The organism is Streptomyces sp. NPDC054961, from assembly GCF_053609145.1.
Map to the genome: position 1 here is coordinate 1 of NZ_JBSGWY010000018.1, position 7,369 is coordinate 7,369.

General features: G+C 74.6%; 6 protein-coding genes. 2 read left to right on the plus strand and 4 right to left on the minus strand.

Features of this window, described 5'->3' with window-relative positions; translation table 11 throughout:
- Nucleotides 1–125: 125 nt before the first annotated feature.
- Both ACWF9Z_RS17815 and ACWF9Z_RS17820 read right to left on the minus strand, forming a co-directional pair.
- Nucleotides 126–1,862, minus strand: coding sequence for an ABC transporter permease (locus ACWF9Z_RS17815; protein ID WP_453603146.1), 1,737 nt, complete (start codon nt 1,860–1,862; stop codon nt 126–128).
- Nucleotides 1,859–2,779 carry an ABC transporter ATP-binding protein gene (locus ACWF9Z_RS17820; RefSeq protein WP_453603148.1) on the minus strand — a complete coding sequence of 307 codons (921 nt, stop codon included), beginning with the start codon at nt 2,777–2,779 and terminating at the stop codon, nt 1,859–1,861. Before ACWF9Z_RS17820 ends, ACWF9Z_RS17815 begins: the two co-directional genes overlap by 4 nt.
- Before the next feature lie 158 nt (nt 2,780–2,937).
- Between ACWF9Z_RS17820 and ACWF9Z_RS17825 the strand changes: the two genes are divergently transcribed.
- Nucleotides 2,938–3,432: a GbsR/MarR family transcriptional regulator gene (locus ACWF9Z_RS17825; RefSeq protein WP_453603355.1), complete on the plus strand. Its 495-nt coding sequence runs from the start codon at nt 2,938–2,940 to the stop codon at nt 3,430–3,432.
- Nucleotides 3,433–3,939: 507 nt separating this feature from the next.
- Here the strand turns inward: ACWF9Z_RS17825 and ACWF9Z_RS17830 are convergent.
- Both ACWF9Z_RS17830 and ACWF9Z_RS17835 read right to left on the minus strand, forming a co-directional pair.
- Nucleotides 3,940–4,611: a hypothetical protein gene (locus ACWF9Z_RS17830; RefSeq protein ID WP_453603150.1), complete on the minus strand. Its 672-nt coding sequence runs from the start codon at nt 4,609–4,611 to the stop codon at nt 3,940–3,942.
- Between the two features lie 196 nt (nt 4,612–4,807).
- Nucleotides 4,808–5,767, minus strand: coding sequence for a diacylglycerol kinase (locus ACWF9Z_RS17835; RefSeq protein ID WP_453603357.1), 960 nt, complete (start codon nt 5,765–5,767; stop codon nt 4,808–4,810).
- 184 nt (nt 5,768–5,951) lie between these two features.
- On the opposite strand from ACWF9Z_RS17835, the gene ACWF9Z_RS17840 reads away from it, so the two are divergent.
- Nucleotides 5,952–7,235, plus strand: a complete 1,284-nt coding sequence (locus ACWF9Z_RS17840) for an adenylosuccinate synthase (protein WP_453603152.1) — start codon at nt 5,952–5,954, stop codon at nt 7,233–7,235.
- Nucleotides 7,236–7,369 lie beyond the last annotated feature (134 nt).

Genomic DNA, 7,369 nt, shown 5'->3' on the forward strand with positions numbered 1-7,369 from the left:
CCCGCGGGGGGCGCCCCGCCCCCCCCCCCCCGCCCGGGGCGGGCGCGCCCCCGACCCCCCCCCCCCCCCCCCCCAAACGCGCCCCACCCGGGACCACAACTTTTCGAGTGGCGGAATTCAGGGGCTCAGCTCGTCAGATCGCGTCGGCGCAGCGCGGTCAGGCCCGCCGTCAGGAAGAGCGCCGCCAGCACGGTCAGCGCCAGCAGCGGAGTCCAGTCCACGGCTTCGCCGCCGGGCAGCTTGGGCAGGTGGGCGAAGGGCGAGAGGTCCAGGACCGCCTCGGGAAGGTTCAGCGCCGGGCCGATCCAGCCGAGCGCCAGCGAGGCCCCGGCCACCGCCCAGGCGGCCGGCGCGTACCGGGGAGCCGCGCCGTACAGGAGCACCGCGACGGCCCCGACCAGCCAGACGGCGGGGAGTTGCGCGAGGCAGGCCCCGACCGCCGGCCCGATGTCCTCGCCGTGGCCCGCGCCCAGCCCGAGCCCCGCCAGCAGCAGGATCAGGGCCGAACCGCCGAAGGCGACGGCCAGGTGACCGAAAGCCCAGCGCAAGCGGCTGACGCGGTGCGCGAGGAGCGGTTCCGCGCGCTGCCCCGACTCCTCGGCATGGAGCCTCAGCACCGCCGAGACGATGAAGAGCGCGGCCACCAGCCCGAGCATCCCGGCCATCGTCGCCAGGAAGGCGTCCGTGAGGACCGCCCGGCCGGCCTCGGCGGCGACGCCGCCCACACCGCCCCCGGCATCCGTGCCCCCGACGCCCCCGCTCCCGGCGCCCCCGGCATCCGCGCCACCCATCCGCTCGATGAGCTCCCGGGTCTTCACGTTGTCGCCGACCAGCTCGGCGGCCCCGTCGGCCATCGAGCCGAACACCGCCCCGGCCACCAGGAAGCCGAAGCTCCAGCCGAGCAGTCCGCCGCGGTGCAGCCGCCACGCCAGTGCCCCGGTGGTGGCGAGCCGCCCCCGCGCGGGGCCCGGCCGGGCCGCCAGGAAGCTCATGCCGAGGTCACGGCGGCCGGCGAGCACGTACGCACCGGCCGTCTGGACCGCGATGGCCGCCGCGAACAGGGCGAGCACCCACCAGCGTTCGGCCGCGAAGGCCCGTACGTGCTCCAGCCAGCCCAGCGGCGAGATCCACGTCAGGGCCGACGAACCGCCCACCGAGCCCGCGTCACCGGCGGCGCGCAGTACGAAGGCCGCGCCGAGCAGCGCGCCCGTGAGGCCCTTCGCCAGTCGCGCGCCCTCGGTGAGCTGCGCCGCGACGGCGGCCGCCGAGGCGAACAGCATCCCGGTGGCCCCGATGCCGAGCCCGAGTGCGAGCGCGCCGCCCGCACTCTGGCCCGCGAGCCCGGCCGTGACGAGCACGGCGACGAAGGCGTTGGCCGCGCAGGCCGCCAGCAGGGCGGCCGTGAGCGGGGCGCGGCGCCCCACCATGGCGGACGACAAAAGTTCCTGACGCCCCGCCTCCTCTTCCTCCCGGGTGTGCCGGACCACGATGACCAGGCTCATGATCCCGGCGAGCAGCCCGGCGAAGATCCCGCCCTTCCAGGCGGTCAGGGCGCCGATCGAATCGCCGAAGACGGGTCCGTAGAGGGCCCGGAGCGAGCCGTTGGAGTTCATCGTGGAGAGCAGCTCGCCCCGTTCGGCCGCCGTCGCGTACATCGACGCGAGCGAGGACGGCAGGGCGAGCACCATGGCGGCCACGGCCAGGATCCAGACCGGCATCATGACGCGGTCGCGGCGCAGCGCGAGGCGCAGCAGGACCGCCGTCCCCGCCAGCTGCCCGTACCCGGCCGCCGGGCGCCGACGGCCCGTCACCGGCAGGCCCCGGTAGGGGCTCTCGTTCGCCGCGAGCTGGTGGTTCGTCATCGGAGCGCTCCCGCCCGCTCGTCTTCCCGCGGCGCGTAGTGGCGCAGGAAGAGCTCTTCGAGGGTCGGCGGGGTCGACGTCAGCGACCGCACGCCCGATGCGGCCAGCGACCGCAGTACGGCATCCAGTGTGTCCGTGTCGGCCTGGAGGCGGACCTTCGTCCCCCGCACCTCCACGTCGTGGACGCCCGGGAGGTCCGCGAGGCCGCCCGGCGGGCCGGCGAGCTCGGCGCTGATCGACGTCCGCGTGAGGTGGCGGAGCTCGGCGAGGCTGCCGGTCTCCACCGTGCGGCCCTTGCGGACGATGCTGACGCGGTCGCAGAGCGTCTCGACCTCGCTGAGGATGTGCGAGCTGAGCAGGATGGTGCGGCCGGCGGCGCGGGCCTCGGCGACGCAGCCCTGGAAGACCTCCTCCATCAGCGGGTCGAGGCCGGAGGTGGGCTCGTCGAGGATGAGCAGCTCGACGTCGGAGGCGAACGCGGCGACGAGGGCGACCTTCTGCCGGTTGCCCTTGGAGTACGTACGCCCCTTCTTGGTCGGGTCGAGTTCGAACCGCTCGATGAGCGCGTCGCGGCGCGCCCGGTCGATCCCGGAACGGCCGCCGCGCAGGCGCCCGTAGAGGTCGATGACCTCGCCGCCGGAGAGGTTGCGCCAGAGGGTGACGTCCCCGGGTACGTAGGCGACCCGGCGGTGCAGCTCCACGGCGTCGGCCCAGGGGTCGCCGCCGAGCAGTTCGGCGGCGCCGGAGTCGGCGCGCAGCAGGCCGAGCAGGACCCGGATGGCGGTGGACTTGCCGGCGCCGTTGGGGCCGAGGAAGCCGTGGACCTCGCCGGTGGCGACCGAGAGGTCGAGTCCGTCCAGTGCGTGGGTGCGGCCGAACGCCTTGTGAAGTCCGGCGACGCTGATTGCCTTCGTCATGCTTCGAACGTACGTTGATTTCACAAATTTGTGAAGCTTGGAAATCAAGTAAAGTTGGGAGGGTGGCGGACGACGTGAGCAAGACGAGCGGTGCGAGCGGTACGAGCAGCACGGGCGGCGAGGGCGGCGCGGGCGGGAAGGCCGGCGACCCGGGACGGATCGGCGGCCCACCGCGGCGGGACGACGAGGCCGTCTCCCGTTTCGTGGAGCGGTTCGCCGCGCAGCTGACCGAGGCGGGGATGCAGCGGATGGCCGCGCGGGTGTTCGCGCAGCTGCTCGCGAGCGACGGCGGCGCGATGACCTCGGCGGAGCTGGGCGAGGCCCTGCGGATCAGCCCGGCGGCGGTCTCGGGGGCCGTGGCGTACCTGACCCAGGTCAACATGGTCAGCCGGGAACGCGAACCGGGCTCCCGGCGCGACCGCTACGTCCTGCACAACGAGCTCTGGTACGAGACCTTCACCCGCCGGGACCAGATCCTCGTCCTCTGGGAGAAGACCCTCCGCGACGGAGCCGCCAGCCTCGGCACCGACTCTCCGGCCGGCGCCCGGATCTCCGAGACCGCGGCGTTCTTCGAGTTCATGCAGGAGGAGCTGCTGGGCCTGATGGACCGCTGGCGCGCCCATCGCGCGACGCTGGACCTCCCGGCGCCCTGACACCTGACCTCTCCGGGCCACCGACCCCTCCGGAGGCCTGCCCGGGGGCCGTGCAGGCGGGTCCGGTGGCCTGCCCGGGGCCCCCGCAGGCGGGTCCGGGTCCGGTGGCCTGCCCGGGGCCCCCGCGGGCGGTTCCCCACGGACGGGGCCACGACGGGCCACGACGGGCCATGCCGGGCCACGCCGGACCACCTCGGGTGCCCTCGGGCGGCTCCCGGCTCCCGTCCCCGCTCCCCGGCGCGCCTCCGGCCCCGGGCCATTTCCCGCCCCGGGCCGCCGCCCGCCCCGGCACCCTCGGGTGGCTCCCGGCCCCCGTCCCCGCACACCGGCGCGCCTCCCGCCCCGGGCCGCCTCCTACCCCGGCGCCCTCGGGCACCCAGGGGTGGCGCCCGGCTCCCGTCCCCGCACCCCGGCGCGCCGCCAGCCCCGGGGCCTTCCCACCCCGGGCCGCCTCCCACCCCGGCTGGCTCCCGCCCGGCGCGCTTCCCCGCCCCGGGCCGCGAGTTCTCACCGAGGCGGTCGCCTCCGCCCGAGGGCACCCCGGCGCCACAGCGTGCGCGCCCGGCTCAGCTCCCGGGCGTGCGGCTCCCATACGACGGCTCCGCGCCCCGGAGCCCCCACCAGCCACACCACCCGCGTCGGAGCCGAACCGGGGCCGATGTCAGCGTCCGGCCCCGCCGGGGCGGACGGGAGGGCCGACTGCGGCAAGGCCGGGTCGGTGCGGGACCACGCGCGCGGCGGCAGCACGCGCCGCCCCAGCGGCCCGAGCGTCAGCACGAACCGCCCGTCGCAGCCACCTCCGCCCCGGCCCGCGGCCGACCCCTCGCCTCCGTCGTCCCCGAGCCCGTCCCCGGCCCCGTCCCCGTCCCCAGCCGTACCGGCACCGGCACCCGCACCCGCACCCAGAACGAGCAGCGGTGCCGACGCGCGCCCGTCGAGCACCTCGGCCTCGTACGGGGTCCACCGTGCCCCTGGAGCGCCCAGGACGCGGCGGACACGCCGGACGGAGTGGAGCTCGCGGAAGGCGACCAGCACCGGCAGGCACAGCAACCCCAACAGCACCACCCTCAGCGGCGCCGGGCGGGTGACGAGTGCCCCGATGAGCGCGGGCCAGCACAGCACCGGCAGCACGCCGATCAGCACGGCGTCCTGCCGCCAGTCGCTGAGCGCGTCCCGCACGCCCGCCTCGTCCGGCGGCCCGCCGGGGTAGCCGGACCCACCAGACCCGCCGGGGCAGCCAGGCCAGCCGGACCCGCCGGTTACGCCCGGGCCGGATCCGCCTGACCCGCCGGACGCGCTCACCGCGCGACCCCCCGGCCGGTCCCGCGCTCCGCCCCGGAGGCCGCTCCGGAGGCCGGCACCGTCGGCCGCCCGCTCAGCGCTGCGGCGGAAGGGTCAGGGCCCATGCCGCCGGGCGCAGGGTCCACGTACGGCGGCGGACCGGACCGGTGAGGGCGGCGTCGGCACGGTAGCGGAAGTCCGAGCCGGACACGGTCACGGTCGTGGCCCGCACCCGCACCAACCGGTCGTCCCCGCCCGGGCTCCCCACCGGACCCAGGCCCACGCCCTCGCCCACGCCCTCGGCCACCCCCGGACCCGGGCCCGCACCCGCACCCGCACCCGCACCCGCACCCGCGGACCCGACCAGCCGGACCTGTACGTCCGCCAGCCCGTCGCCCTCCCGCGCCGTCACGGTGACGTCCTCCACCAGCCGGTCCACATCCGCGATGACCACCCCGTCGGCCTCGACCCGCAGCCGGTGGCCGTCTCCCGCGAACCCCCCGGAGGACCGGGAGGCCGGGGAAGCCGCCCCCGGGGGGCGGACCAGTGTGCGGACCAGCGAGCGGTACGCGCTCCACACCGACGGCCCGGCCGGCCGCGGCACGGGCCGTACCGACGGGATGCCGATCCCGCTCAGCACCACCCCGTCGCTGTCGTCGACCAGCAGGTCCCGCAGGCCGACGGTCCCGTCCAGGACCGCCCGCGCGGCCGAGACGGCCGAGAGCGGCACGCCCAGCTGTCTCGCGAGTCCGAGCGACCCCGCCGGCCCCACGGGAATCAGCGCGAGGGCCCCTTCGCCCAGCGCCCGCTCCCGGTGCAGCAGGCCGACCGCCCGGACGAGCGCCCGGTCGTCACCCACGATCACCGGCCTGCGATGACCCCGGCGGGCAAGTGCCCGCGCAAACTCCTCCCGCGAATCCGGGAGGCAGATCTTCGCCGTCGCTCCCGCTGACAGAACATCTTTCGCGATTCGCACCGACTCGCCGTCAAGACGGCGGGCGACCGGGTCGACGAGCACGAGCAGGCCGCCTACCGGCGCGCCCGCATGGCTCATGGTGGGCTCTGGAGCCGACACCTCGGTCCTTCCTCGGGTAGCATCTTTGTGCAAGAGGCCCTTGCGCTATTGCGCCAGGGCCTTCGTCTATTCCGGGGTACCGGTCCGACGGCTCAGCCTGCGGTGTACATCGTCGTACGCCCCCTGACCTTGGACATGCCCCATCCGGAAGAGGTGTACGCCTGTGCCCGCTCTTGTGCTGCTCGGAGCTCAGTGGGGTGACGAGGGCAAGGGAAAGGCCACCGACCTGCTCGGTGGATCCGTTGACTATGTAGTGCGCTACCAGGGTGGCAACAACGCCGGCCACACGGTGGTCGTAGGCGACCAGAAGTACGCACTGCACCTTCTCCCTTCCGGCATCCTGTCCCCCGGATGTACCCCGGTCATCGGCAACGGTGTCGTCGTCGACCCGGCCGTCCTGCTCTCCGAGCTGCGCGGCCTCAACGAGCGCGGCATCGACACCTCCAAGCTGCTCCTCAGCGGCAACGCGCACCTGATCACGCCGTACAACGTCACCGTCGACAAGGTCGGCGAGCGCTTCCTCGGCAAGCGCAAGATCGGTACGACCGGCCGCGGCATCGGACCGACCTACGCGGACAAGATCAACCGCATCGGCATCCGGGTCCAGGACCTGTACGACGAGTCGATCCTCACCCAGAAGGTCGAAGCGGCGCTCGAGGGCAAGAACCAGCTCCTCGCGAAGCTGTACAACCGCCGCGCGATCGACCCGGCGCAGATCGTCGAAGAGATGCTCCAGTACGCGGAGCAGATCAAGCCGTTCGTCGCCGACACCACCCTCATCATCAACAAGGCGCTCGACCAGGACAAGGTCGTGCTCTTCGAGGGCGGCCAGGGCACCCTGCTCGACGTCGACCACGGCACGTACCCCTTCGTCACCTCCTCCAACCCGACCGCGGGCGGCGCCTGCACCGGTGCGGGCGTCGGTCCGACGAAGATCAGCCGCGTCATCGGCATCCTCAAGGCGTACACGACCCGTGTCGGCGCCGGCCCGTTCCCGACCGAGCTGTTCGACGCGGACGGCGAAGCGCTGCGCCGCATCGGCGGCGAGCGCGGCGTGACCACCGGCCGCGACCGCCGCTGCGGCTGGTTCGACGCCCCGATCGCGCGCTACGCGACCCGCGTCAACGGTCTGACGGACTTCTTCCTCACCAAGCTGGACGTGCTGACCGGCTGGGAGGAGATCCCGGTCTGCGTCGCCTACGAGATCGACGGCAAGCGCGTCGAGGAGCTCCCTTACTCGCAGTCGGACTTCCACCACGCGAAGCCGATCTACGAAAACCTCCCCGGCTGGTCCGAGGACATCACCAAGGCCAAGACCTTCGCGGACCTCCCGAAGAACGCCCAGGCGTACGTCAAGGCCCTCGAGGAGATGTCGGGCGCCCCGATCTCCGCGATCGGCGTCGGCCCCGGCCGCACCGAGACGATCGAGATCAACTCGTTCCTGTAAGACCGGGCCTCCCGGCAGGACGCGAACCTGAGGGGCGGGGGGGGGGGGGGGGGGGGGCCCCGCCCCCGCCCCCCCCCGCCCCCCCCCCACCTCACAATCACACCCAGATCCAACAGAGGCGCCGAGCCCACACT

What these genes read in the sequence shown, in the direction of transcription:
- ACWF9Z_RS17815 (WP_453603146.1), bottom strand. Translation starts at nt 1,862, where the DNA reads ATGACGAACCACCAGCTCGCGGCGAACGAGAGCCCCTACCGGGGCCTG.
- ACWF9Z_RS17820 (WP_453603148.1), bottom strand. Translation starts at nt 2,779, where the DNA reads ATGACGAAGGCAATCAGCGTCGCCGGACTTCACAAGGCGTTCGGCCGC.
- ACWF9Z_RS17835 (WP_453603357.1), bottom strand. Translation starts at nt 5,767, where the DNA reads ATGAGCCATGCGGGCGCGCCGGTAGGCGGCCTGCTCGTGCTCGTCGAC.